Here is a 944-nt window from a genome sequence, read left to right on the forward strand (position 1 = left end):
CAAAGGCACCAGCATGCGACTCGACCATACAAAGAGAAAGAAAGTTATAAGTGGGAACAAGCCTCTCGCCATGTCGCTGAGCGACTTGGCGATAAAATTTCGGATGTCATTTCTGTGTGCGATAGAGAAGCCGACCTATTTGAATACCTCACTTACAAGCGAGAGCAACAACAAAGGTTCATCGTTCGCTCAATGCAAAGCCGCTGTATTGAAGAGCATGATAATCGTCTTTATAGCTATGCCTCTACCCTGTTATCAGCCGGAGAGAAAGTGCTCGAAATACCGCAAAAAGGGGGGCGTAAAGCTCGCAAGGCTCATTTAGATATCAAATATGCCCCCGTGACACTCAAGTCTCCTGCTAACAAGAAAGAGTTCGATAACATTCCGCTTTACTACGTGGGATGTATAGAACAAGGAGAGAGTAGCGATAAGCTCGTATGGCACTTACTGACTTCTGAGCCGATAACGAGCAAGGAAGAGGCACTCAAAATCGTCAGTTATTATGAGCGGCGCTGGCTGATAGAAGATTTTCATAAAGTCTGGAAAAGTGAAGGGACAGAGGTTGAGCAACTGAGAATGCAAAGTAAGGACAACTTAGAGAGGCTCAGCGTTATTTTGGCTTTTATCGCGACTCGGTTACTCCAGTTGAGGTTTATGAATGAATCAGACGAGTTATCTAAGACCAGCTGTGAGCGGGTATTAAGAGGCAAAGCGTGGAAGTTAATGTGGCTCAAGTTGGAGAAGAAAGAACTACCGAAAGAAGCGCCTAATATATCATGGGCTTACAACGGTATTGCTCGGTTAGGTGGTTGGAAGAATACCAAGCGAACGGGGCGCGCTTCTATAAAGACGTTATGGCAAGGATGGTTTAGGTTACAAACCATCCTTGAAGGGTATGAACTCGCTAAGTCTCTTGATTAACCAGACTTGTGATCAAGAGACAG

1 protein-coding gene is annotated in these 944 nt (G+C 45.1%); it reads left to right on the plus strand.

The window, feature by feature from the left end; genetic code table 11:
* Positions 1 to 921, plus strand: a 921-nt coding sequence (locus AB4371_RS19085; protein WP_372150487.1) for an IS4 family transposase, incomplete at its 5' end; no start/stop codon positions are given.
* Positions 922 to 944 lie beyond the last annotated feature (23 nt).

Source organism: Vibrio sp. 10N.261.51.A3 (assembly GCF_041471965.1).
Lineage (GTDB): Bacteria > Pseudomonadota > Gammaproteobacteria > Enterobacterales > Vibrionaceae > Vibrio > Vibrio crassostreae_C.